Source organism: Streptomyces sp. NPDC003042, from assembly GCF_053591315.1.
On sequence record NZ_JBSFTP010000012.1, the window covers coordinates 17612 to 40901 of the forward strand.

Here is a 23290-nt window from a genome sequence, read left to right on the forward strand (position 1 = left end):
GACTCGTGTCCAAGGCGCCCGGTGCGCGGTCCGAGCTTTGCTCTTCAGGTTAGCTCTTTACCGACTTATGGCACCTTTTGTGCCGCATTCTTTGCCGTGACGACCGCGTCGAACACCTCGCGCTTGGGTACCCCGGCCTCGGCCGCCACCGCCGCGATGGCCTCCTTGCGGCGCTCCCCCGCCTCCTCGCGCACCCGCACCCGCCGCACCAGCTCCTCGTCGTCCACATCGCCGGGCCCGGCCGCCGCGGCGCCCTCCACGACGATCGTGATCTCGCCGCGCACACCCTCCGCCGCCCAGAGCGCCAGCGCGCCGAGACCGCCGCGCTTGACCTCCTCGTAGGTCTTGGTCAGCTCGCGGCACACGGCGGCCCGCCGGTCCGCGCCGAAGACCTCGGCCATGGCCGCCAGGGTGTCGTCGAGCCGGTGCGGGGCCTCGAAGTAGACGAGCGTGCGCCGCTCGCCCGCCACCTCGCGCAGGCGTCCGAGGCGCTCGCCCGCCTTGCGCGGCAGGAACCCCTCGAAGCAGAACCGGTCCACCGGCAGCCCCGACAGCGCGAGCGCCGTGAGCACGGCGGACGGCCCGGGCACGGCCGTGACCTTGATGTCCTTCTCCACGGCGGCGGCGACCAGCCGGTAGCCGGGGTCGGAGACCGAGGGCATCCCGGCGTCGGTCACCAGCAGGACCCGCTTGCCCGCCTCCAGGGCCTGGACCAGCTCCGGGGTGCGGGCGGACTCGTTCCCCTCGAAGTACGACAGGACGCGCCCGGTGGTGTGCACTCCGAGCCCCTGGGTCAGCCGGCGCAGCCGCCGGGTGTCCTCGGCGGCGATCACATCGGCCCGTTCCAGCTCGGTCCCGAGCCGGGGCGGGGCGTCGGCGAGGTCGCCGATGGGCGTCCCGGCGAGGACCAGGATGCCGATCGGGTCGGAAGTGGAGGGAGAGGCTTCGGTACCGCGGGCCTGGTCAGCTGTCACCCGCCCATCCTCTCATTGGGGCCCCGCGAGGCCCCCGACGCGCCTGGCAACTGGGGCGCCCACAGACGCGTTCCCTACGATGACCCGGTGACCAGTACCGCGACGCCGCCGCCCAGCCCCGCGGGGGCCCCGCCCGCCCCGCCGGGCGGACGCGACTTTGAGCACGAGCAGCCCGTCTGGCTGCGCCGCCTGCGCGGGTTCGGCTACCGGCCGCCCGCCGCTGGACGGTGGACGCGCGCGGACGTCCGTACGCGGCTCGTACCTCCCTACGCCCGGCCGTCCGCCCAGCTGTGGACGGCCCTCGGCGTCCCCGCCTCGGCCACCGGCGCCTGGCAGCGCGTCATGGCGTGGGCGGGGCCGCTGCTGGTCACGCTCGTCGCGGGGGTGCTGCGGTTCGCGCACCTGGGCAGCCCCAAGGCGGTGATATTCGACGAGACGTACTACGCCAAGGACGCCTGGGCCACGGTCCGCCAGGGCTACGAGGCGAGCTGGCCCAAGGACATCGACAAATCGATCCTCGCCAACCCGGACGGGGTACCGCTGCCCCTGGACCCGGGCTACGTCGTGCACCCGCCCGTCGGCAAGTGGGTCATCGGGCTCGGCGAGTGGATGTTCGGCTTCGACCCCTTCGGCTGGCGGTTCATGACGGCGGTGCTCGGCACCCTGTCCGTGCTGATGCTGTGCCGGATCGGGCGCCGCCTCTTCCGCTCCACCTTCCTCGGCTGCCTCGCCGGCGCGCTGCTGGCGGTGGACGGGCTGCACCTGGTGATGAGCCGGACCGCGCTGCTCGACCTGGTGCTGATGTTCTTCGTCCTGGCCGCCTTCGGGGCGCTGCTCATCGACCGGGACAAGGCGCGGGCCCGGCTCGCCGCCGCGCTCCCGGTGGACGAGGAGGGCCGCGCCCGGCCCGACGTCGCGGTCGCCGAGAGGCTGGGGCTGGGCTGGCGCCCCTACCGGATCCTGGCCGGCGTCTGCCTGGGCCTGGCCTTCGGCACCAAGTGGAACGGCCTCGTGGTGCTGGCCTTCTTCGGCGTCCTCACCGTGCTGTGGGACGCCGCCGCACGCCGCACCGCGGGCGCGGGCAGCCCGTACGCGGCGATGCTGCGCCGCGACGCGCTGCCCGGCTTCCTGTCCACCGTCCCGGTGGCGATCGCCGTCTATCTGGCCTCCTGGACGGGCTGGATCCTGAGCCCGGACAACGGCAAGGGCGGCTACTTCCGCGACTGGGCCGCCAAGAACGACCAGGGCAGCTCGCTGTCCTTCCTGCCGGAGTGGCTGCGCAGCCTGTGGCACTACGAGACCGAGGTCTACAGGTTCCACGTGGGCCTGACCTCGGGCCACACCTACGAGTCCAACCCCTGGAGCTGGCTGGTCCTGGGCCGGCCCGTCTCCTTCTTCTACGAGTCCCCCGCGCCCGGCACCGACGGCTGCCCGGCGACCGAGGCGGGCAAGTGCGCCCGCGAGGTACTGGCCCTGGGCACCCCGCTCCTGTGGTGGGCGGGCTGCTTCGCGCTGCTGTACGTACTGTGGCGCTGGTTCTTCCGCCGCGACTGGCGGGCGGGCGCGATCGCGTGCGCGCTGGGCGCGGGCCTGCTGCCCTGGTTCAACTACCAGGAACGGACCATCTTCTACTTCTACGCGGTCGTCTTCGTCCCGTACCTGTGCCTGGCGGTGGCCATGATGATCGGCGCCCTCCTCGGCCCGGCGGGCTCCACGGAACGCCGCCGCGCGCTGGGGGCGGTCGGGGCGGGCGTGCTGGTGCTGCTGATCATCTGGAACTTCATCTATTTCTGGCCGATCTACACGGGCGAAACCCTGCCGATGGACTCCTGGCGTGGCCGGATGTGGTTGGACACCTGGATCTGAGGGGTTGCGGAGCGTAAGGTCTGCGCCACGGGTTCTTTGAACATGTTCAGAGAACGGGGGGCTCCTGGGGAGGGGACGCGGTGAACGGGGCGGCGAAAGGTGCCATCATCGGCGGGGTTTTCCTCGTGATGGTCGGCGGTGCGGGGTACGGGGCGTACACGCTCGTGGCGGACGAGAGCGGTGGTGGCGGGGGCGGGGTCGCGAACAAGGCGGCGGACGCGCCGAAGACCACCGGGCCCGTCACCGACAAGGAGGCCGCCGCGGCCGCGAAGGCTTTCCTGGCCGCGTGGGCGGCCGGCGAGGACCGCACGGCCGGCGACCTGACGAACAACGCCCAGGCCGCACAGACGGCGGTCGCCGACTACAAGGCCAAGGCATACGTGTCCAAGGCCGTGATCACGCCCGGCGCCCCGAACGGCACCACCGTGCCGTTCAAGGTGGAGGCCGAGGTCACTGTCGAGGGCACGACCAAGCCCCTCGTCTACGACTCCCAGCTCACCGTCGTACGCGGCGTCAGCACCGGTAAGGCACTCGTCGACTGGCGTCCCTCGGTCATCCACCCGCAGCTCCAGCAGGACGAGAAACTGCGCGCGGGCACCCCGGCCAGCCCGCCGGTCAAGGCGGTCGACCGCAACGGCAAGGAACTGACGGCCGAGCAGTACCCGTCCCTGCGACCGGTGCTGGACTCGCTGCGCAAGACCTACGGGGAGAAGACGGGCGGCACCCCGGGCGTCGAGCTGTGGATCGAGCCGGCCGGCCAGGACGCACCGAAGCGGACCCTGCTCACGCTGGTGGAGGGCAAGCCGGGCGAGATCCAGACCGTGCTGGACGCCGACGTGCAGGCCGCCGCCGAAAAGGCCGTGGCGGCGTACGCCGAGGCCTCGGTGGTCGCCGTCAAGCCGAGCACCGGCGACATCCTGGCCATCGCCAACCACCGCAAGGACGGCTTCAACGCGGCCCTCCAGGGCCGGCGCGCCCCCGGATCGACGATGAAGATCGTGACGGCGGCCATGCTGCTGGAGAAGGGCCTCGTCTCGGCGGACAAGGTCGCGGCATGCCCGCAGAGCGTCTCGTGGGACGGCAAGCCCTTCCGCAACCTGGGCAACTTCTCCCTGGAGGGGCAGCCCTTCTCCACGAGCTTCGCCAAGTCCTGCAACACCGCCTTCATCGGCCTGATCGACGAGGTCGGCGACAACAGGGCGCTGCCGCGCGAGGCCAAGGACGTCTTCGGCATCGGGCTGGACTGGAAGACGGGCGTCCCCACGCAGGACGGAGAGGTCCCGGAGACCTCCGGACCGGCGGCGGCCGCCGAGTACATCGGCCAGGGCCCCATCCTGATGAACCCGCTGAACGTGGCCTCCATCACGGCGACCGCCCGGACCGGGATCTTCCGCCAGCCGGTGATCGTCAAAGCCTCCCTCGACGGACGCACCCTGGCCACGGCCGCCCGCCCGCTGAAGCCGGGCGTCTCGGCGCAGCTGGTCCGGATGATGAAGCAGACGGCATCCGCGGGCGGCACCGCCGCCACGGCGATGTCGGCGGTGGGCGGCTCCGACAAGGGCGCGAAGACCGGCTCGGCGGAGGTCGACGGCGCGAAGAACCCGGACAGCTGGTTCACGGGCTTCAGCGGCGACGTGGCGGCGGCCGCGATGGTCGAAGCCGGCGGCCACGGCGGCGACTCGGCGGGCCGGATCGTAGCGGCGGTGCTGAACTCCTGACGCACCCCTCGCACCGCTCGGCCCTGGCGGGCCTCCCCGGCTTCGGCCCGCTGCGCCGGACTCCGTCCGGCGGTGGCCGGGCGGAGCCCCCACCCGATGCGGGCTGCATGTCCCATCACGCCAGGGGCTTGCGATGCCGACCGGGCGATACCTGTGCCAGTCAGCAGCGCCCCCCTTCTCCTGCACATGCAGGAGAGAACGCTGCTGTGTGCGGACTGTCAGGTGGCCGGGAGCGTTCCGACCTGGTTCGCGGGTTCGTCCAGCCACACGGTGTTCGCCTTCGACCTCACGGTGAGGCCGTAGCGGTCGAGCCCCGGACGGTCGTCTGCGAGCCACCGGGAGGCCGTCATTTCCAGTTCGGACCACAGCGTCCGAGGGCCTCCCTGGCAGGCTCTTGTGGTGCCGTTCTCGTGCGATTCCAGAACGGCCCATGATCCGTCAGGGTGGAGGAACCATTGCCCGGTGACTCCCTCTGCTCCGAGGCGCAGCCGGGTCGTGCCGGGTACGGCGAGCTGCGCGGCCCACAGGAACGCCGGGTCATCGAGTACCGCCGGGTGAATTGGTGTTTCGGTGCCGGCGGCGTCTGCGCGGTCCTGGAGGGCGGCACGCATGAGGGGACCGATCACGGGCCGTTGCGTTTCGCGGGAGAGCATGAACGAGACGGCGGAGTCGATGAACCGGCCTTCGGCCGTACGGTCATCGACCACGTGCAATTTCACATAGCCGTAGGCGTCGAGGCTGCCGACGAGAGAGACGAGGATGACGGCGCCGGGTGCGGCCTGCTCCAGCCATGCGGCCGGGACGTGGCTGGGCGAATAGGTGGCGGTGATGCGTGCGTACGGAGCCCCCTCGGGGCTCCCCTTGGCGCCGTCACCGACGACCAGGCGGGGGCGGTATCCGATGGCCGCGAGACGTTCACCGTCGGTGGCGGACAGTCCCGCGTCATGCTCCACGCTGGTGACGCACTGGTCGCCGAGCCGTTCGCACAGCAGGGCAGTGGAGTAGCCGGTGCCGGTTCCGACTTCGAGCACCTTCGCATCGTCGGGGACGTCGAGGTCTTCGAGCATGCGCACCACGACGCCGGGCAGCGTCGAGGAGCTGGTGGGCGTTCCGGTGGCGAGCGCGGCTCCCAGCGGTGGGGTTCCGCGGTCGAGCTGGGTCACCCACGTCTTGTTCTGGTAGGCCAGCGCCAGCCACTCGTCCGGGTTCGTCTTCCGGCTGATTCGTGCGTACTGCGTGATGCCGTCCACGCCGTTGGCGTCGGTGTAAAAGGCAGGGAGGAAGACGTGCCGGGGCACGGTCAGCACAGCGTCGCGCCACTGCGGGGAGCGGAGTGATCCATCCCGTTCCAGTTCTTCCACCAGCTTCCTGCGGAAGTCGCGGGCCTTCTCGTCGGTCTCGTCCAAGGTGTCAGTCATCGGTGCTGCCCTTCTCCAGTAGGTCCGCGATGGCGCGCGAGATCGGCACGCCCGTCTGCTGTTCGATCCATGACCACTGCCCGTTCGGGTTCACCTCCAGGAAACGCCATTCGCCGACCGGAGTCACGATGAAGTCGAAGGCGCCGAAGACGAGTCCGAACTGCCGCATGAAGGCGGTGACGCGCTCGCGGAAGGGGCCGGGGATGGTCGTGGGCTTGTAGGTGAGGTTCTTGTAGTCGGTGCGCCAGTCGATGCGTGCCGCATCCGATCCGGCGTGGATCTCCACCGGGAAGAAGCGGTTCCCAACGACGGTCAGCCGTACCTCGTGGGCCTTGTCGATCCACTCCTGGAACAAGTGGGCGCACAGCCGCACCGAGTCGTCGAGGTCGGCGGGGTCGATCACCACTGTGTCGACGGCGGAACCGAGGCTTTTGGTGATGATCGGGGCACCGAGGTCTGCGGCGAACTCACGGGCCGCCTGCGGGTCGTTCGTGATGATGGTGCGCGGAGGATTGAGTCCAAGTCGCTGGGCCACGGCGAGCTGCCACGGCTTGTGGTTGGCGTCCAGGTCCCGCGCGGGATGGTTGATCCACAGGCACGGCAGAGCCACGGCGACACCGACGAATCCGGCCCGGGACTGGGCGGCAGCGAACCGCCGCCCAGCCTCGGACAGACCGTCAGGCAGCCGGAATTCCTCGGGCCTGCGGAAGTACACCGACCGGACCCCGGAGAGGTCGAGCTGGCGGTGGCCGTTGTCGAGGACCCCACCCCACCCCGCTCCGAGCGTCGCGGAGAGCGTGAGTTCCACGGGGAACTCGGCGGTGTCGCACCGGAACACCGCGATGTTCCGGCGGTTGAGGTGTTCGACCACCAGGTCCGCAGTCGGGTCGAGCCGGCTCGTCAGAACCAGCACCGTCCCGCCGTCGAGTTCCGTCACCGGGTTCTCCTAGTAGAAGTCGGTTCCTTCGTCGTTCTTGCTGTCGGAGTTGGTGTTGCTGCTGGTTTCGCCGCTGGCCGTGTGGGCCCAGGGGTTGCCCTCGGACGTGACGGCGATCTGCACGTCCCTGTCGTACGTGACACCAGTGGAGTTCGGCGGTTCGCTGGTCTGTCGCGCGGCGTACCGCATCGCGAACGGCTGCGTCTCCGTGCTGATGATGCTCATGGTGTTCTCCTTTCGATCGCTTCGAGTGGTACGTGGTTGTGCACCCGCCCGTACCCGGCGCCTCCGAAGGACCGGAGCCGGGCGGGAGTCTGTGTGATTCATCGGCTGGTGGCGCAGGCCATCGCGAGTGCGACGACCAGAGCGCCGACGAGGGCGACGTAGACCAGCACGGCCATGCGCTGACCCCACCCCCGTGGGGGCTTCACCAGCTGACTTCGAGGTTCATGGGCGCCGTGGACAGTTCCAGGCCCCCACCGGCGGGACGGATGTACGCAAGGCGCACGGTCATCGGAACACCCTCAAAGTTGGGGATGTCCTCGGAGACGATGGCCATCAGCTCCCCCTCGGCGCCGCTGGCGATGTCCCGGACCTGCCTGCCGATGCGGGGGTCCGGCTCGTGGCCGAAGCAGTCCACCGGGCTCACCGGTCTCGGGCCCCGTCGTCCGGGTGGTCGTCGCCGACAGGGCGCCAGAACTTCTCCAGGCCTGTTGCGGCGCGGGCGCGGAGGCCCGGGCTGGGCTGGCCGAGGGCATCCCGGATGGGCGCTTCGGCGAGGTCGTCCAGCCGGATGGTGACGCCGGGGGTACGCTGTGGCAGCTCCGGACAAGGGTCCGCTTCCGCGGCGGGTAAGAGCGCGCTCAGGGGAGCGCCCCATGTGTCGCCACCGCCCTCGGGGCACAGGCGGTACACCGTGGTGCTCGTGTCATCGGGGATGTCGATGACTACGCCAATACGGTCGCGGGCGCTGTCGTGAACGAGGTCGCCGCGCTGAGGCCATCCGGTGGCATCAGTTGAGAGACGGCAACGCGGGGCCTGGTGCGGTTTTCGTCGTCCGGTCATGTAGCGGACCGTATGCAGCCCGCTACAGCTGAATATGAGTCCGGGGAATGTCCGCAGGTCAGTCCAGTGAAAATCGGTTGGTCATGCCCCGCAGGCGCTCTCTCGTGGCGGCCCGTTCGGCATGGACGATGCTCCGCAGGGTCGCGCGGCCGATCGGGTGGTTCCTGATCAACTGGGGGGCGAGGCGTTCGGCCGTTTCCAGTTCGGTGAGTGCCTTGTCGCGGTTGCCGTCCCACAGCCAGGCGCGGGCCAAGTCCATGTGGTGGTGGCCGCGACGGGAGTTGGGGAGGGCGGCGAGCCGTTCGGGGTCGATACGTCGGTTCAGGGCGAGCGCCATGCGCTGATCACCCAGTTCCAGGGCCACGCTGATGGAGTGGATGTGGACGTTGCCTGAGGAGAAGGTGAGGCTGTGCCGGTCGATGACCGGGGGGCCGGCGTAGGTGTCGACGCGGTCTGCGGCGGCCTTGGCCTGGCGGATGCGGTCCCGGGTTTCACCCCGGCGGTTCGCGCGGGACTGCGAGACGGCGGCTCGGAGTTGGAGCGCACCCCACAGTCGAAGGGCCGGCGGATCGCCCTGGTCGTATGCGTCCTGGATGGTTGCCAGGGCCTTGTCCGACAGGGACGTGGCGTCATCCCAGTCCGCGGTGGCCCACATGTCCCATACGCGCATCCAGTCCGCCACGGCGGGCATGAGCGGGTCCCCGGAGAGTTGTGCCGACCACGCGGCGCGCTCGCAGGACATGGCGATCAGTTCGGGATGTCCGAGGGCGTGTGCGGCGGTGTGGGCGAACTTGCACGCCACCGCGTAGATCGCGTACGCCTCTTCGCGTTCGTGTCCGGTGGAGACCTCTGCCAGGGCGCGGGACTCCCGGAACACGTCCGGGAGCTCTTTGATGATGCTGGTGTTGGCGGCGGCGTCGCGGAGCCGGTGAAGGCGTCGCATGTCCTGCCAGAGCGTGGCGGAGGCACGAGGGGTGCCGTCGAAGACGGGCGCGAGGTCGTACCGGCGCAACTCCCGGAGGATGGAAGCGGCGGCGGCCTGCCATGGGTTGTCGGCGACAACATCGGTGTAAGGACGGCCGATTAAAGCATTCGGGTGGCAGTGGAGCGCGGAGGCCAGCTGGTTGATCAACGCGGCCCGGTCGAGTTCGATCGCGCCCTTCTCCACCCGGGACACCCATCCCTGGGTCCGGCTGAGAGCCGCCGCGAGATCGGCCTGGGTCATTCCGAGCCGGAGTCGCTGCCGTCGGACGCGCTGCCCGATCTGCTCCTGCTCTTCAACGTACTTGACCACATCCACCACCCACCCCGGTCCGCAACCGCTTCTGATCAGACGGTACCGCCGGGATGCCGCAGGAGGCGGCCCTTGGCCAAGACATCTCCCAAACGGAGAAGCACCGTCGGCCCGGCGGTCTCAGGAGGCGGAGGCTTCGTGGTGTGCGGGATCCTCCCCGCATCCGCTCAGGCTTTGCCGTAGGGCCCTTCGGCCGCCTTCAGGCGCTGCATGGTTGTCAGGCGGATGACGAAGTGTGCCGCTGCCGCGGCCGCGGCGATGTTCAGCAGGTCGGCCAGCAGCACCTGGAACACGGCGTCCCGTACATCGCCGAGCGATTGGGCGTTGTTGTAGCGCCGTCCGGCGTACTGGTTGGACAAGGCCGTGAGGACGAACAGGCCCCACCACAGGTTCACAGGCCAGAACGAGACCTTGTACGGCTGGCCGTCGGCTGGTAGCCGGGTGCTGGCCCCCCACATGTCGATGGCGATCCGGTAGGGCAGCCAGAAGTTGACGAACGGGATGAACCAGGAACCGATGGCCCAGCCGGGCCCCCGGTGGAACCGGTCCGGCGACCCGAACACCCCGGCGTCGCGGCGCATCCAGTGGAACCAGACGATGAAGACGATCGCGCAGACGAAGAACGCCACGGGCTGGAAATGGCCCGCCGTCCGGTACAGCGCATCCGCACGGTCCAGCTCGTCCTGGGGGGCGAAGGCAAAGCCTCCGTCCCCCTCGATCACGGTGTAGATCCGGAAGCCGGCGTAGGCGGCGAAGAGATCGCTGACGGCGACGGCCGCCAGCAAGATCAGAACCCCGGCCGCCAGGCCTCGCGGTGTCCTTGGCACCCGTGCGGGCAGTGGCGCACGGGGGCGGAGATCGCTGGATGCGGACATGCCGGTGGCCCCTCACAGGCGGAAGCGGAATCGCCCGCGGGCGAGGGCGTGCGCAGGTTACGCCAGTCGTAGATGGCGCGTCCATGGCAAAACCGCAAGTCCGAACCCCGGCCCGGTACACGGACGGACCGATCACCCCCCACACACAACGACGGAGGGCGCAAACTGCTTGCGCGTGCCTCCGGGCCGCACTAAGAAGCCGCAGGCATGTAGGTTCAACCGGCCGAGGGCGTGGGAAGCGGGACTCCTGCGGTGCCGAATCGGTGGCCGTCGGCGTCGAACGCGCCGATCCGCACTGCCGTGGCAGGACGGTTAGGCCAGGCCTCGTAGACGGCGAACAGGTTGGCTGTCTGCTCCGGTGGCGTGCCGTTGGTATGGGGCAGGTCGGTATGGAGGTAGACATGCTGCGTGTCGCCCGACTCCACGATCTGTACTGCCCTGACTCGGGTGGCGGCCGTCTTCTGCCCGCTGTCGGCGTTGGAGGTTGCCCATCGCTTCAGCTCTTCGGCGCGGGCGGCATCCTCGGGCGCGTAGGGGCCGTGAGGGGCGGGAGCAGGCAGGGTCGCGGGGATACCGGCAGTGTTGACCGGCTCGCTGGTCAAGGAACACCCGCTGAGAAGCAGGGCGCAGAGGGCGGCGAGGACGGTGGCGCGGTGGCGGTGCTGTACAGGCATGGGCGTGCCTTCCGGTACGAGGGAGACAAAGCTGCGCCCCCTGCACAATATGGCAGCAGGGGCGCAGAGGAAGCTGGCGTGGCGCCAAAGATCACATGACTAGCTCGTCGGCCTTGTCGCCCCAGTTCCCTCCGGTGGGGTAGCCGTGGTTGTGGAGGTTGTCGAGGCGGCCATCGGACCACTGGTACTTACGACCGTAGTAGTTCGCGTCCATCCACAGACACGTCCACCCCCAGTTGCACGTGGGCGTACCGTTGCCGTCGACGAGAATCGTGGCATCGCCGGGCGCGAGGGGAAAGCGCACCGCGGCCCTTCGGAGCGGTGGGCAGAGCGTCCTTGGCTCCCGCCTTGTGCCGCTCGTTGTACGCACCGGGACGCAGGCTGGTGATGTTGATCTTCGACACGAACGTACACGGGCCGTTGACCACGTGGAGGCCCGTACGAGTCGGCCGCCCGCTGCTTCACACTCGAAAGCGGCTGTCCGACGGGTGGTCAGGCAAGCGAAAAGTGCCTCTGACCGCCGGTCACGGGCACGGAACACGAGCTGCACGTTCGCCGAACGCCGAGGGGGATGAGCGTGCCGTCTACGACCCACAGGTCCGAGCGGGAGCCGCCGGGCGCCTGCTTCTTCGAGAGCCCGTAGCCGCACCCGGCCGCGCGTACTGGCGGGCCGGTCCCTGCTGCACCACGACGTGGTCTGGGCGGCGGCCGGCACCCCGCACACGGTGTTCCCGATGCCTCCGAAGGAACTCATCCAACAGGCGGGGGCGGCACTGGCCGACGTACGCGAGCCCGCCTGACCGAGCCCCCGGCCCCGCCGCCCGCTGCGCGGGGCTGCTCCCCGACCCGGCCTTCCTCCGCTGCACCGCATGTGCGGCTCCGGCGCGTGGCCGGGCTCTGCCCGGACCCGCGCCTCAACCCCCCCCAGACTCCGTCCGGGGATACCCCCTGGCGAGGCTGGATGGTGCCGCAGGCAGCGGACCGCAGGCCGAGGACCATCCGACGGACGGAGTCCGGCGCAGCGACGCGCTGCGACATGAGCTGCTCCGCAGCGTGGCGCGGAGGCCCACCAGGGCCGGGCCGTGCGAGCGGCGCGTCAAGAAGGAGCAGGCAGGCAGCCCCGCACCGCGCGGACCAGGGCCTGGGCGCGGGGGTCGGCCGTGACCGACTTGGCCAGGGCGTTCGTGACGTAGCCGAAGCCGATGCCCGCCTCCGGGTCCGCGAAGGCCAGTGAGCCGCCGCGGCCCGGGTGGCCGAAGGAGGCTGGGGACAGCAGCGGTGAGGCCGGGCCGTGCAGCATGTAGCCGGGGCCGAAGCGGGTGTTGACGACGAGGACCCGGTCCGGACCCGACGAGAGCTCGGTGGCGGCGAGGGCGGCGGTCGAGGCCGTGAAGAGGCGGGCGCCGTCCTGCGTGTCGCCGAGCAGCGCCGCGTAGAAGCCGGCCAGGGCGCGCGCCGTGCCGATGCCGGCGGAGGCCGGCAGTTCCGCCGCCCGGTACGCGGGGGCGTTCTCGTCGGGCAGGGGGTCGATCGCGGCGAAGGCGCGGCGGGTGAGGGAGGCGGGGTCGGCGTAGGCCTCGGAGACGTTCCTGCGCGGGCGGGTCTTCAGGGAGCCCGCGTGCTCCGGCGGGTCCACCGGGGCGACCCGGCCCACCCGCCCGGTCTCCGCGTCCGGCAGGCCGATCCAGAAGTCCAGTCCCAGCGGCCCGGTGACGTGCTCGGCGAGCCAGGTCCCGAGCGACACGCCGGTCACTTGCAGCACCAGCTCGGACAGGAGCCAGCTGTAGGTCTGGGCGTGGTAGCCGTGCGCCGTGCCCGGCTCCCACAGGGGGCGCTGTGCGGCGACCGCGCGGGGTCCCGATATGCCGTCCACCGCCTGGGCCGGGGTCAGCCCGCGGTCCAGCGCGGGTACGCCGGCCCGGTGGGCCAGGAGGTCCCGGACCCGGACCTGCTCCTTGCCGCCCGCCTTGAACTCGGGCCAGTACGTCCCGACCGGCGCGTCGAGGTCCAGCAGCCCGCGCTGGTGCAGCAGCAGCGGTACCGCCGCGGCGACACCCTTGGTGGCGGAGCGGACGACCTGGGCCGTGTCCGCCTCCCAGGGGCCGGAGCCGCCGCCCTCCGCGTCCTTCGTACCGGCCCACAGGTCCACGACCCGTCGGCCGTCCCGGTACACGGCGACGGCCGCGCCCCGGTCCCCGAGCACCTCGAAATTGCGTACGAACGCGTCCCTGACGGGCTCGAAGCCCTCCGCCACCGTCCCCTGGACATCCACGTCCGACTCCTCGCCCGCTGCCACTGCCACGGCACCTCGACTGTGCCGCTCGACAGGATGCAACGCCGGCCGGGCGGTCCTGCTTCCCGGGGTCCCCGAAGCGCGTCACGCCGCTGGGCGTCGACGGACGGAGTCCGGCGCAGCGGCTCGAAGCCTGAGAGGCGCTCCGGCGCCGATCAGTGCGAGAGCCGCGTCAAGAGGAGAGCCGCGTCAAGAGGGGAGCCGCGTCAAAACGGGCGTACGGGGGTCGAAGCCGAACGGCAGCTCCAGGCGGTGCGCGCCCATCAGTTTGTCGTCGCACAGCAGGTCGCGCGTGCGGCCGTCCGCCGCGATGACGCCCTCGCTCAGGATCACCGCGCGCGGACACAGTTCCAGCGCGTACGGCATGTCGTGCGTCACCATCAGCACGGTCACGTCCAGCGAGCGCAGGATGTCCGCCAGTTCGCGCCGCGAGGCGGGGTCCAGGTTGGAGGACGGCTCGTCCAGTACGAGGATCTCCGGCCGCATCGCCAGTACGGTCGCCACCGCCACCCGGCGGCGCTGGCCGAAGGACAGGTGGTGCGGCGGCCGCTCGGCGAAGGCGGTCATGCCGACCTGGTCCAGGGCGTCGCGGACGCGCGCCTCCAGCTCCGCGCCCCGCATTCCGGCCGCCGCCGGGCCGAAGGCCACGTCCTCGCGCACGGTCGGCATGAAGAGCTGGTCGTCGGGGTCCTGGAAGACGATCCCGACCCGGCGGCGGATCTCGGCGAGGTTCCGCTTCTCCACCGGCAGCCCGGCCACGGTCACGGAGCCGACGCCGCCGCCCAGGATGCCGTTGAGGTGCAGGACGAGGGTGGTTTTGCCCGCGCCGTTGGGGCCGAGCAGGGCCACCCGCTCGCCCTGCCCGACGGTCAGGTCGACCCCGAAGAGGGCCTGGTGGCCGTCGGGGTAGGCGTAGGCGACGCCGGACACCTCCAGGGAGGGAGTACCGACGGCAGAGGACGAAGCGGGAGAAAGGGAGGAAGGGGAAGCGGTCACAGCGTCCATCCGATCAGGCAGACGGCCAGCGCCGTCACCGGGAGTACGGCCGCGTACGCCCACTGGGCACGCGTGGCGGCGACTTCGTCGATCACCGGCATGGAGCCGGTGTAGCCGCGGCTGACCATCGCGAGGTAGACCCGCTCGCCGCGCTCGTAGGACCGGATGAAGAGCGCCCCGGCCGTCTTGGCCAGTACCCCCCAGTGCCGGATGCCGCGCGCCTCGAACCCGCGCGAGCGGCGGGCGATCGACATCCGCCGCAGCTCGCCGGTGATCACGTCGCCGTACCGGATCATGAACGAGGCGATCTGCACCAGCAGCGGCGGGAGCTTCAGCCGCTGGAGGCCCAGCAGCAGCGCCCGCAGTTCGGTCGTCGAGGCGAGCAGGACGGAGGCGGCCACCCCGAGGGTGCCCTTGGCCAGCACGTTCCAGGCGCCCCAGAGGCCCGAGACGCTCAGGGACATCCCGAATACGTCCACCCGCTCGCCCTCGGCGACGAAGGGCATGAGCACGGCGAAGGCCACGAACGGCACCTCGATCAGCAGCCGCCGCAGCAGGAAGCCCGCCGGGATCCGGGCCACCGCCGCGACGGCGGCGATCAGGACGGCGTAGAGGCCGAAGGCCCACATCGCCTCGCGCGGCGTGGAGACGACGACGACCACGAAGGCGAAGACCGCGGCGATCTTGCAGTGCGGCGGCAGCGCGTGGACCGGCGAGTGGCCGTGCCGGTAGAGCTTGTGCGCGTGGCCCGCTCCCATGTCAGTGCGCCGAAGCCTTGGGGGCGGCCGTCGAGGTGGCCGTCAGCTCCTCGGCGCGCCGACGGCGCACGGTCCAGAAGATGCCGGTGCCGACGACGACGGTGACGCCGACGCCGATGACCCCGGCGAGACCGCCGGACAGGCGGGTGTCGGAGACGTCCTTGACGCTGTAGTCGGCGAGCGGGGAGCCGGCGGCGCCGTGCTCCCGAGCCTTCTCGTCGATGCCCTGGTCGGCGGCGACCTTCTCCAGGCCGTCGGGGCTGGCGGAGGCGTAGAAGGAGACGAACCCGGCGAGGACGACAGCGGTGATCAGGCCGGTCGCCCACACCTTCTTCGTGGAGCGGGCGCCCGAGGGTGCGGGCGCGGGGGTGGCGGCCGGCGCGTCCACCAGCTCGCCGCCGACGCGCAGCTTCAGCCGCGCGGTCAGCCCGTGCGCCCCGTGCACCAGGTCGGGCCGTACGGCGATCACGGCGCCCACGGTCGCCGCGGTGATGGCGGCTTCGCCGATGCCGATGAGCACGTGCACGCCGACCATGGCGGTGAGGACCTTGCCCAGCGCAACGTCGGCCGTCCCCCCGATGGCGTAGATCGCGGTGAAGGCGGCGGCCGCGGCCGGCACCGAGAGCAGCGCCCCGACGAAGGCGGCGACGGTGACCGACCGGCGGGTGCGCGGCAGCACCTTGAGCAGCCCGCGGAAGAGCGCGTAGGCGACGACGACGGTGACGACGCCCATGACGGTGATGTTGACGCCGAGGGCGGTCAGGCCGCCGTCGGCGAAGAGGATGCCCTGCATCAGCAGCACGACGGAGACGCAGAGCACTCCGGTGTACGGGCCGACGAGTATGGCGGCGAGCGCCCCGCCGAGGAGGTGGCCGCTGGTGCCGGCGGCGACCGGGAAGTTCAGCATCTGCACGGCGAAGATGAAGGCGGCGACGAGCCCGGCCAGCGGCGCCGTCCGCTCGTCGAGCTCACGCCGGGCGCCGCGCAGGCTGACCGTGACCGCGGCGACGGCCGCCACTCCGGCGGCCACCGAGACGGGTGCGTTGATGAATCCGTCGGGCACGTGCATGGAGGGCTCCGCTTCTCACACAGTCTTTAACCGCTTAAGGATAGTGCCCTGTTGCGAACGATTGGCAAGAGCGTCCGCGTCACAAAAAGAGGCGAGCGATTTCGTGGGAATGTGCGAGGCTGGACAGGGTAAACGGACGCATATGTTCCGATCCTGAGGAGTCTTGTCGTGTCAGCCACCGCCGAGAATCCCGCAGCGACCACGACCGGCCTCGAGGAGCGCGTACACGCCCGCGTGATCACCGACGACCCTCTCTACCGGACCATCCCCGTCGCCCTGCGCTTCACCCCCGCCGAGCCGCTGGCCGTCCGGATCGTCTTCCCGGCGGACCTGTCCCCCGAAGGCACGGACAACGAGTGGGTCTTCCCCCGCGCCCTCCTGGAGGCCGGCCTCCTGGCTCCGACCGGGAGCGGCGACGTACGCGTCTGGCCCTGCGGCCGCGTGCAGGCGATCGTCGAGTTGCACTCCCCCGAGGGTGTGGCGATGGTCCAGTTCGACATCGCCGCACTCCGCCGATTCCTGCGCCGTACGCACTCCCCCGCCGCCTCCGCCACCCGTTAGGCGCAACGGACCCGGCCCCGTACCCCCTGAGGACCAGGGGGTACGGGGCCGGGCCGTCGGTCGTACGGTGCAGGGTCACCCCGTACGGTGCAACGTCAGGCGTTGGCCAGCTCGCGGTCCTTGTCCGGGCCCTCCGAAGACCCGGCGGCGGAAGCCGAGAGGTGCTTGCGCAGGCTCTCGCCCTCCACGTCCACGTTCGGCAGCAGCCGGTCCAGCCACTTCGGCAGCCACCAGGCCTTGTGCCCGAGCAGCGCCAGCACCGCCGGGACGATGGCCATGCGAACCACGAAGGCGTCGAAGAAGACGGCGACGGCCAGGCCGAAGCCGATCATCTTGACCATCTGCTCGCTGGCCCCGATGAAGCCCGCGAACACCGCGATCATGATGACGGCGGCGGCCACGACCACCCGCGCGCTGTACTGGAAGCCCGTCGCGACCGCCTGGCCCGGACGTTCACCGTGGACGTACGCCTCCCGCATGCGGGTGACCAGGAAGACCTCGTAGTCCATGGCCAGGCCGAAGACGACGCCCACCATGAAGATCGGCATCATCGACATGATCGGGCCGGTCTGCTCCACCCCGAAGAGCGAGCCGAGCCAGCCCCACTGGAAGACCGCGACGACCGCGCCGAGGGCGGCGACGACCGACAGCAGGAACCCGAGCGCCGCCTTGAGCGGGACCAGGATCGAGCGGAAGACCAGCATCAGCAGCAGGAAGGCCAGGCCGACCACGAGCGCGAGGTAGGGCAGCAGCGCGTCGTTCATCTTCTGCGAGAAGTCGATGTTCAGCGCGGTCGCGCCGGTGACGAAGACGTCGTTCCCGCTGCCCTCGCGGATCGAGTGGACCAGGTCCTCGGTCGCGGCGGAGGACGGACGGTCCTTCGGGATGACGCTGATGATCGCGGCGTCCTTGGCCTCGTTCTGGCTCGGGGGCGTCACCGCCACCACACCCTCCAGGCCCTTGATCCGCTCGCCGGTCCGGTCGGCGAGCGCCTTGTCGCCGTCGACGACGACCAGCAGCGGGCCGTTGAAGCCGGGGCCGAAGCCGTCGGACAGCAGGTCGTACGCCTTGCGCTGCGTGGTGGACACCGGCTGGGCGCCGTCGTCCGGCAGGCCCATCTCGAGCTTGCTCGCCGGGATCGCGATGATGCCGAGGCCGATCACACCGGCCAGCAGGACCATGACGGGGCGGCGCAGGACGAAGCGGGCCCAGCGGGTCCCGCCGTTGGCCTTCTTCTCGACACCGGCGGCGACGGGCTTGCCCTTGCCGAACAGCTTGCTCTTCTCGCCGGCCGGCAGGACCTTCTTGCCCGCGAAGCCCAGGATGGCCGGGACCAGCGTCAGGGCGACGAGCACCGCGATGACCACCGTTCCGGCAGCCGCGACACCCATCTTCGTCAGCATCGGGATGTTGACGACGGCCAGGCCCACCAGGGCGATGACCACGGTCAGACCGGCGAACACGACGGCGGAACCGGCAGTTCCGGCGGCTCGGCCCGCCGCCTCCTCCCGCTCACGGCCCTCGGCGAGCTCCGCGCGGTAGCGGGAGACGATGAAGAGCGCGTAGTCGATGCCGACCGCGAGGCCGATCATCATCGCGAGGGTGGAGGTGGTGTTGCCGAGGTCCAGCACGTTGGCGAGCGCGGTGATGGAGGAGACGCCGATGCCCACGCCGATCAGGGCGGTCAGCAGCGGCAGTCCGGCGGCGATCAGCGAGCCGAAGGTGATGACGAGGACGATCGCGGCGACCAGGATGCCGATGATCTCGCCGGATCCGGTCTCGGGGGCCGCCATCAGGGCGTCGCCGCCGATCTCGACGGTCAGCCCCTGCTTCTGGGCGGCCGAGCCGGAGTCCGTGAGCGCTTCACGGGTCTCGTCCTTCAGCTCCATGCCGCTGACCTTGTACTTGACGCTCACGAAGGCGGTGGAGCCGTCCTGGCTCACGGCCTTCGTCAGGTACGGGTCGTCGACCGTGGCGATCTGCGCGGCGCCGGGGCCGCTCTTCAGGTCGGAGATGATCTTCTCGACCTCGGTCTTGGCGCCCTGGTCGGTGACCTTGGCGCCCGCCGGGGCCTTGATGACGATACGGGCGGTGGCGCCGTCGGCGGCCATGCCCGGGAAGCGCTGGTCCAGCAGGTCGAAGGCCTTCTGGGCCTCCGTGCCGGGTATCGAGAAGGAGCCGGAGGTGGGCGCGGAGGCCGTCGCGGCGCCGAAGCCCGCGGCGAACAGCAGCGCCACCCAGACGAGGGCGACGAAGCGGCGGCGCCGGAAGGCGCCGCGGCCGAGCCGGTAGAGGAAGGTGGCCACGTGGGTGGTTCTCCCGTTCAGGTCGTGGGATGGAAGGGCAGGAAAAGCCGGCCCGACGACGAGAGCGGCGTGTCAGGAACAGCGAGAAACCGGTGGGTAACGGGCTTCCGGGGAGTCAGACGCCGAGGGCGGGGAAGACCACGGCGTCGATGAAGGCACCGAGGAACGCCCGGTCGACGGACCGGTCCTCGATGAGGGGAAGCGCGATGAACGCGCCGATGAGCATGTGCGGGACGAAAGCCAGCGCCGGACAGTCCGGGCGGATCTCACCCCGGTCCACAGCGCGTTGGAGCAGGTGCTGGAGACCGTTGAGCTCCGGGTCGACCAGCAGCTCCCTCAGCGCCTTGTGCAGCTCCGGGCTCTCGTGGACGGCATGGGCCAGACCCCGCATCAGTGCGGTGTCCTTGGCCATCTGGGCGTCGTCGGAGTGGGCGACCATGAGCGCGAGGTCCCCGCGCAGGCTGCCCGTGTCGATCTCCCGGAGGGAGACCGGCTGGGTGCATCGAAGGGCCTTGGCGACCAGCTCCGGCTTGCTCCCCCACTGGCGGTAGAGGGTGGCCTTGCTGGACTTCGTACGGGCGGCGACCGCGTCCATGGTCAGTGCCTCGTAGCCGACCTCGCGCAGCAGGTCCAGGACCGCGCCGTGGAGTTCGGCTTCCCGCTCGGGGGTGATCCGGCTGCGCCGGGCCGCCATGGGCTCCGTCATCTCCGCACCTCCCTTTTCCGAACGAAACCGTTTCGTACTCCAGCGAGACTACCCCTCGCCGTAACGAAACGAAACCGTTCCGTTTCGTTTCTGCCAGTGGCGTCGGTCACCTTCTCCCACCTGGCCTCTACCCCCAGCCGCGCCCGCTCCTCACACCTGGATCACCTGTACGAGTTGCCGGGCTCCCCCGGCGCGGAAAGCATTGGGGGGTGAGTCACGACGTCGCGTACCTCCGCTTCCCGCACCTCCACGACGACCTGCTGTGCTTCGCCACGGAGGACGACCTCTGGGTCGCCCCCCTCGTCCCCGACGGCCAGACCCCCGGCCGGGCCTGGCGGATCACCGTCGACCGCACCCGGGTGGGCCACCCGCGCTTCTCCCCCGACGGACGGCACATCGCCTACACCACCTGGCGCAGCCTCGACCCCGAGATCCATCTCGCCCCCGTGGACGGCGGCACGGCCCGCCGGCTCAGCTACTGGGGCTCCACCGACACCCGCGTGTGCGGCTGGACCCCGCCCGACGAGCACGGCCACAGCGACATCCTGGCCGTGTCCTCGCACGGCCAGCCCTTCTCCCACTTCGCCTGGGCCTACAAGCTGCCCACGGATGGCGGCCCCGGCGGCCGGCTCCCCTGGGGGCCCTGCTCCGACATCCAGGTCGCCGACCGCGACGGCGAGCACCGCACCCTGCTGCTGACCGGCAAACCCGCGCACGAGCCCGCCGCCTGGAAGCGGTACCGGGGCGGCGCCACCGGCCGGCTGTGGCTGCACGGCGAGCGGCTGCTGGAGGACATCGAGGGCCACCTCGACGCCCCGATGTTCGTGGGCGGGCGGATCGCCTTCCTCTCCGACCACGAGGGCATCGGCAACCTGTACTCCTGCCTGCCCGACGGCAGCGACCTGCGGCGGCACACCGACCACGAGGAGTTCTACGCCCGGCACGCCTCCAGCGACGGCTCCCGGATCGTCTACCAGTGCGCGGGAGAGATCTGGCTCGTGGACTCGCTCGACGCCGACGCGGTTCCCCGCAGGCTTCCGGTCCGCCTCGGCGGCCCGCGCGCGGGGCGCCGTACGTACCAGGTGCCGGCCGCCAGCAACGTCGACTCGCTCTCGGTCGACGCCACCGGGCGGGCCAGCGCGGTCGTCGTGCGCGGCAGCCTGTACTGGCTGACCCACCGCGACGGCCCGGCGCGCACCATCACCGACACCGCGGGCGTACGGGTGCGGCTGCCGGAGATGCTCGGCAGCAGCGGACAGGTCGCCTACGTCACCGACGCCGAGGGCGAGGACGCGATCGAGATCGCCTACCTCCCCCGCGCCTCCGGGGGCCGGGAGCCGCGTCGGCTGGCCTCGGGCCGGCTGGGACGCGTGCTGGAGCTGCTGTCCGATCCGGACGGGGAGCGGCTCGCCATCGCCTCCAACGACGGCCGGCTGCTGCTGATCACCGTGTCCGACGAGGAGGCCGGCGCCGCCGGGAGCGAGGAACCGCAGGAGACCGCCGCGCCGCGGTCCGCGGAAGGAGAGGTCACCGAGCTGGTCCGGTCCATCAACGGGCCCGTCACCGATCTGGCCTTCTCCCCCGACGGCTGCTGGCTGACCTGGTCGCATCCGGGGATCGGGCGCTCGCTGCGGCAGATCAAGATGGCGCGGATCGCCGGACCGGGCCCGCGCACGATCGTGGACGTCACCAACGGCCGCTTCGAGGACGAGAGTCCGGTCTTCACCCGGGACGGGCGCTACCTGGCCTTCCTCTCCTGGCGCGGCTTCGACCCGGTCTACGACGTGCACACCGGCGACCTGTCCTTCCCGCTGGGCTGCCGCCCGTACCTGGTCCCGCTCTCCTCCGCGACCCCCTCCCCCTTCGCCTTCACACCGGACGGGCGCCCGGCGGCGGGCGGACTCGACCCGGTCGAGGGGGAGTCCGAATCCGGCGACGGCGCGGTGACCGTGGAGGTGGAGGGGCTGGAGAACCGGGTCACCCCCTTCCCGGTCGCCGCGTCGAAGTACTCGGGCCTGCACCCGGTGCACGGCGGCGGGCTGGTGTGGCTGCGCTGGCCCATCTCGGGCGCGCTCGGCGAGACCTTCGCCAACCCGGCCGACACCACCGGCAAGCCGACGCTGGAATACTTCGACATGGTCAAGGCCCGCAAGACCGAACTGGCGTCGGGGCTGGACTGGTTCGCGGTCAGCGGCGACGGCACCCGGCTCGTGGTCAACGAGGACGGCGAGCTGCGGGCGGTCCCGGCGACCGAGTCCGGCGACAGCGACTCGACCGTCTACCTGGACCTGCGGCGCATCATGCACCAGGTGGACCCGGCGGCCGAATGGCGCCAGGCCTTCGAGGAGGCCGGGCGGCTCATCCGCGCGTACTTCTGGGACCCGAAGATGAGCGGCATCGACTGGGACGGGGTGCTGTCCCAGTACCGCCCCCTGGTCGAACGGGTCGCCTCCCCCGACGAGTTCGCGGACCTGCTGCGCGAGGTCCTCGGCGAGCTCGGCACCTCGCACGCGTACGTCTCCCCCGCGCGCCGCAACGAAGGCCCGCCCCACTACCAGCGGCCGATCGGCCTGCTCGGCGCCAACCTCGTGCCCCGCGACGGGGCGTGGGCGGTCTCGCGGATCCTGCCCGGCGAGTCCTCGGACTCCAAGGCCCGCTCCCCGCTGGCGGGCACCGGCATCCGGGAGGGCACCGTCCTCACCCACGTGGACGGCCGTCCGGTGGACCCGGTGACGGGCCCCTACCCGCTGCTCGCGGCGGCCGGCGGCACCACGGTGGAGCTGACCTTCCGGCCCGCGGGCAGCGAAGGCCACGCCCGGCGGGTCGCGGTCATGCCGCTGATCGACGAGCGGCCGCTGCGCTACCAGGACTGGGTGTCCAAGCGGCGCACGGTGGTCCGGGACATCAGTGGTGGCCGCTGCGGCTACCTGCACATCCCGGACATGGGCGGCTCGGGCTGGGCGCAGTTCAACCGCGACCTGCGGATGGAGATGTCCCGGCCCGCCCTGATCGTGGACGTACGCGGCAACGCGGGCGGGCACATCAGCGAGCTGGTGGTGGAGAAGCTCACCCGCTCCATCCTCGGCTGGGACCTGACCCGGGACGCCCAGCCGGTCTCCTACGCCTCCAACGCGCCCCGCGGCCCGATCGTGGCGCTGGCCGACGAGGCGACCGCCTCCGACGGGGACATGATCACCGCTGCCATCAAGCTGCTGGGCCTGGGTCCGGTGGTCGGTCAGCGCACCTGGGGCGGTGTGGTCGGGATGACCGGACGGCACAGGCTGGGCGACGGCACGGTGATCACGGTGCCGATGAACGCGGCGTGGTTCCCGGAGTACGGCTGGTCGGTGGAGAACCACGGCGTGGAGCCGGACCTCGCGATCCTGCGTACGCCGCTCGACTGGGCGGAGGGACGCCACGCGCAGCTCGCCGACGCGGTGCACCTGGCGCTGGAACTGCTGGAACAGGACCCGGCCCTGCAGCCGCCCGGCTACACGGACGTCCCGGACCGGCGCCGCCCGAAGCTGCCGCCCCGGGCGTAGGCCAGGCACGCGGAAGGGGCGCGACCCGTCACGCTGTACGGGTCGCGCCCCTCGGCTACCGGTCGTGCGCTACTGGTCGAGGTGGTCGTCGAAGGTCTCACGGGCCTTGTCGGCCTGGGGCCGCGCGTCCCGCGAGCGCTCCGAGGCCTCGTCCGCGGTCTCCTGCGCCCTGGCCTGCTCTGCGAGCCGCTTCGCCTTGTCGTGGAACTGGTCCTTGAGACCCATGCTGTTCCCTCCT

Annotated in this window: 21 protein-coding genes and 1 pseudogene; 5 read left to right on the forward strand and 17 right to left on the reverse strand. The window is 71.1% G+C overall.

What is annotated here, in order from left to right:
- Nucleotides 1–65 precede the first annotated feature (65 nt).
- The gene (gene rsmI, locus ACWDYJ_RS09480; protein WP_451564916.1) at nucleotides 66–974 is read right to left on the reverse strand and encodes a 16S rRNA (cytidine(1402)-2'-O)-methyltransferase; all 909 of its coding nucleotides are present in this window, start codon (nucleotides 972–974) and stop codon (nucleotides 66–68) included.
- An 87-nt stretch (nucleotides 975–1061) separates the two neighbouring features.
- On the opposite strand from rsmI, the gene ACWDYJ_RS09485 reads away from it, so the two are divergent.
- Together ACWDYJ_RS09485 and ACWDYJ_RS09490 are read left to right on the forward strand one after the other, a co-directional pair.
- Nucleotides 1062–2840: a dolichyl-phosphate-mannose--protein mannosyltransferase gene (locus ACWDYJ_RS09485; protein ID WP_451564917.1), complete on the forward strand. Its 1779-nt coding sequence runs from the start codon at nucleotides 1062–1064 to the stop codon at nucleotides 2838–2840.
- An 80-nt stretch (nucleotides 2841–2920) separates the two neighbouring features.
- Complete coding sequence (locus ACWDYJ_RS09490; RefSeq protein WP_451564918.1) at nucleotides 2921–4558, forward strand: penicillin-binding transpeptidase domain-containing protein; 1638 nt, start codon at nucleotides 2921–2923, stop codon at nucleotides 4556–4558.
- A 218-nt stretch (nucleotides 4559–4776) separates the two neighbouring features.
- Here ACWDYJ_RS09490 and ACWDYJ_RS09495 read toward each other — a convergent pair whose 3' ends face one another.
- The 9 genes from ACWDYJ_RS09495 to ACWDYJ_RS09535 form a co-directional block, all read right to left on the reverse strand.
- Nucleotides 4777–5976, reverse strand: coding sequence for an ATP-grasp peptide maturase system methyltransferase (locus tag ACWDYJ_RS09495; RefSeq protein WP_451564919.1), 1200 nt, complete (start codon nucleotides 5974–5976; stop codon nucleotides 4777–4779).
- A complete protein-coding gene (gene tgmB / locus ACWDYJ_RS09500; protein WP_451564920.1) occupies nucleotides 5969–6913 on the reverse strand; it encodes an ATP-grasp ribosomal peptide maturase in 945 nt (314 codons plus the stop codon). The genes ACWDYJ_RS09495 and tgmB overlap by 8 nt, the downstream gene beginning before the upstream one ends.
- A 9-nt stretch (nucleotides 6914–6922) precedes the next feature.
- Nucleotides 6923–7138 (reverse strand): putative ATP-grasp-modified RiPP, encoded by a 216-nt coding sequence (gene tgmA / locus ACWDYJ_RS09505; protein ID WP_451564921.1) that lies wholly within the window; start codon nucleotides 7136–7138, stop codon nucleotides 6923–6925.
- A 202-nt stretch (nucleotides 7139–7340) separates the two neighbouring features.
- Nucleotides 7341–7562 (reverse strand): hypothetical protein, encoded by a 222-nt coding sequence (locus tag ACWDYJ_RS09510; protein WP_451564922.1) that lies wholly within the window; start codon nucleotides 7560–7562, stop codon nucleotides 7341–7343.
- A complete protein-coding gene (locus ACWDYJ_RS09515; RefSeq protein WP_451564923.1) occupies nucleotides 7559–7978 on the reverse strand; it encodes a hypothetical protein in 420 nt (139 codons plus the stop codon). The genes ACWDYJ_RS09510 and ACWDYJ_RS09515 overlap by 4 nt, the downstream gene beginning before the upstream one ends.
- A gap of 58 nt (nucleotides 7979–8036) precedes the next feature.
- Complete coding sequence (locus tag ACWDYJ_RS09520) at nucleotides 8037–9272, reverse strand: helix-turn-helix domain-containing protein (protein ID WP_451564924.1); 1236 nt, start codon at nucleotides 9270–9272, stop codon at nucleotides 8037–8039.
- A gap of 167 nt (nucleotides 9273–9439) precedes the next feature.
- Nucleotides 9440–10057, reverse strand: a complete 618-nt coding sequence (locus ACWDYJ_RS09525) for a DUF4328 domain-containing protein (RefSeq protein ID WP_451564925.1) — start codon at nucleotides 10055–10057, stop codon at nucleotides 9440–9442.
- Between the two features lie 305 nt (nucleotides 10058–10362).
- A complete protein-coding gene (locus ACWDYJ_RS09530; RefSeq protein ID WP_451564926.1) occupies nucleotides 10363–10821 on the reverse strand; it encodes a hypothetical protein in 459 nt (152 codons plus the stop codon).
- Nucleotides 10822–10912: 91 nt separating this feature from the next.
- Nucleotides 10913–11125, reverse strand: coding sequence for a hypothetical protein (locus tag ACWDYJ_RS09535; protein WP_451564927.1), 213 nt, complete (start codon nucleotides 11123–11125; stop codon nucleotides 10913–10915).
- 340 nt (nucleotides 11126–11465) lie between these two features.
- On the opposite strand from ACWDYJ_RS09535, the pseudogene ACWDYJ_RS09540 reads away from it, so the two are divergent.
- Nucleotides 11466–11621, forward strand: a pseudogene (locus ACWDYJ_RS09540) (YbaK/EbsC family protein); the annotation flags it as partial.
- A 296-nt stretch (nucleotides 11622–11917) separates the two neighbouring features.
- Here ACWDYJ_RS09540 and ACWDYJ_RS09545 read toward each other — a convergent pair.
- From ACWDYJ_RS09545 to ACWDYJ_RS09560, 4 genes are all read right to left on the reverse strand, one after another.
- Complete coding sequence (locus ACWDYJ_RS09545) at nucleotides 11918–13093, reverse strand: serine hydrolase domain-containing protein (RefSeq protein WP_451565011.1); 1176 nt, start codon at nucleotides 13091–13093, stop codon at nucleotides 11918–11920.
- A 210-nt stretch (nucleotides 13094–13303) separates the two neighbouring features.
- The gene (locus tag ACWDYJ_RS09550; RefSeq protein WP_451564928.1) at nucleotides 13304–14119 is read right to left on the reverse strand and encodes an energy-coupling factor ABC transporter ATP-binding protein; all 816 of its coding nucleotides are present in this window, start codon (nucleotides 14117–14119) and stop codon (nucleotides 13304–13306) included.
- The gene (gene cbiQ / locus ACWDYJ_RS09555; RefSeq protein ID WP_451564929.1) at nucleotides 14107–14868 is read right to left on the reverse strand and encodes a cobalt ECF transporter T component CbiQ; all 762 of its coding nucleotides are present in this window, start codon (nucleotides 14866–14868) and stop codon (nucleotides 14107–14109) included. The genes ACWDYJ_RS09550 and cbiQ overlap by 13 nt, the downstream gene beginning before the upstream one ends.
- Before the next feature lies 1 nt (nucleotide 14869).
- Nucleotides 14870–15937: an energy-coupling factor ABC transporter permease gene (locus tag ACWDYJ_RS09560; RefSeq protein WP_451564930.1), complete on the reverse strand. Its 1068-nt coding sequence runs from the start codon at nucleotides 15935–15937 to the stop codon at nucleotides 14870–14872.
- Between the two features lie 168 nt (nucleotides 15938–16105).
- On the opposite strand from ACWDYJ_RS09560, the gene ACWDYJ_RS09565 reads away from it, so the two are divergent.
- A complete protein-coding gene (locus ACWDYJ_RS09565; protein ID WP_451564931.1) occupies nucleotides 16106–16498 on the forward strand; it encodes an SsgA family sporulation/cell division regulator in 393 nt (130 codons plus the stop codon).
- A 95-nt stretch (nucleotides 16499–16593) separates the two neighbouring features.
- On the opposite strand, the gene ACWDYJ_RS09570 is transcribed toward ACWDYJ_RS09565, so the two are convergent.
- Both ACWDYJ_RS09570 and ACWDYJ_RS09575 read right to left on the reverse strand, forming a co-directional pair.
- Nucleotides 16594–18804 (reverse strand): MMPL family transporter, encoded by a 2211-nt coding sequence (locus ACWDYJ_RS09570; protein ID WP_451564932.1) that lies wholly within the window; start codon nucleotides 18802–18804, stop codon nucleotides 16594–16596.
- A 115-nt stretch (nucleotides 18805–18919) separates the two neighbouring features.
- Entirely contained in the window at nucleotides 18920–19510 is a 591-nt protein-coding gene (locus ACWDYJ_RS09575) for a TetR/AcrR family transcriptional regulator (protein ID WP_451564933.1), read from the reverse strand.
- A 209-nt stretch (nucleotides 19511–19719) separates the two neighbouring features.
- On the opposite strand from ACWDYJ_RS09575, the gene ACWDYJ_RS09580 reads away from it, so the two are divergent.
- A complete protein-coding gene (locus ACWDYJ_RS09580; protein ID WP_451564934.1) occupies nucleotides 19720–23052 on the forward strand; it encodes a S41 family peptidase in 3333 nt (1110 codons plus the stop codon).
- A 69-nt stretch (nucleotides 23053–23121) separates the two neighbouring features.
- On the opposite strand, the gene ACWDYJ_RS09585 is transcribed toward ACWDYJ_RS09580, so the two are convergent.
- Nucleotides 23122–23277: a hypothetical protein gene (locus ACWDYJ_RS09585; RefSeq protein ID WP_451564935.1), complete on the reverse strand. Its 156-nt coding sequence runs from the start codon at nucleotides 23275–23277 to the stop codon at nucleotides 23122–23124.
- Nucleotides 23278–23290 lie beyond the last annotated feature (13 nt).

Coding starts and splice junctions, on each gene's coding strand:
- tgmA (WP_451564921.1), bottom strand. CDS start 7,138: ATGAGCATCATCAGCACGGAGACGCAGCCGTTCGCGATGCGGTACGCC.
- ACWDYJ_RS09550 (WP_451564928.1), bottom strand. CDS start 14,119: ATGGACGCTGTGACCGCTTCCCCTTCCTCCCTTTCTCCCGCTTCGTCC.
- ACWDYJ_RS09585 (WP_451564935.1), bottom strand. CDS start 23,277: ATGGGTCTCAAGGACCAGTTCCACGACAAGGCGAAGCGGCTCGCAGAG.
- ACWDYJ_RS09515 (WP_451564923.1), bottom strand. CDS start 7,978: ATGACCGGACGACGAAAACCGCACCAGGCCCCGCGTTGCCGTCTCTCA.
- ACWDYJ_RS09575 (WP_451564933.1), bottom strand. CDS start 19,510: ATGACGGAGCCCATGGCGGCCCGGCGCAGCCGGATCACCCCCGAGCGG.
- cbiQ (WP_451564929.1), bottom strand. CDS start 14,868: ATGGGAGCGGGCCACGCGCACAAGCTCTACCGGCACGGCCACTCGCCG.
- ACWDYJ_RS09560 (WP_451564930.1), bottom strand. CDS start 15,937: ATGCACGTGCCCGACGGATTCATCAACGCACCCGTCTCGGTGGCCGCC.
- ACWDYJ_RS09530 (WP_451564926.1), bottom strand. CDS start 10,821: ATGCCTGTACAGCACCGCCACCGCGCCACCGTCCTCGCCGCCCTCTGC.
- ACWDYJ_RS09495 (WP_451564919.1), bottom strand. CDS start 5,976: ATGACTGACACCTTGGACGAGACCGACGAGAAGGCCCGCGACTTCCGC.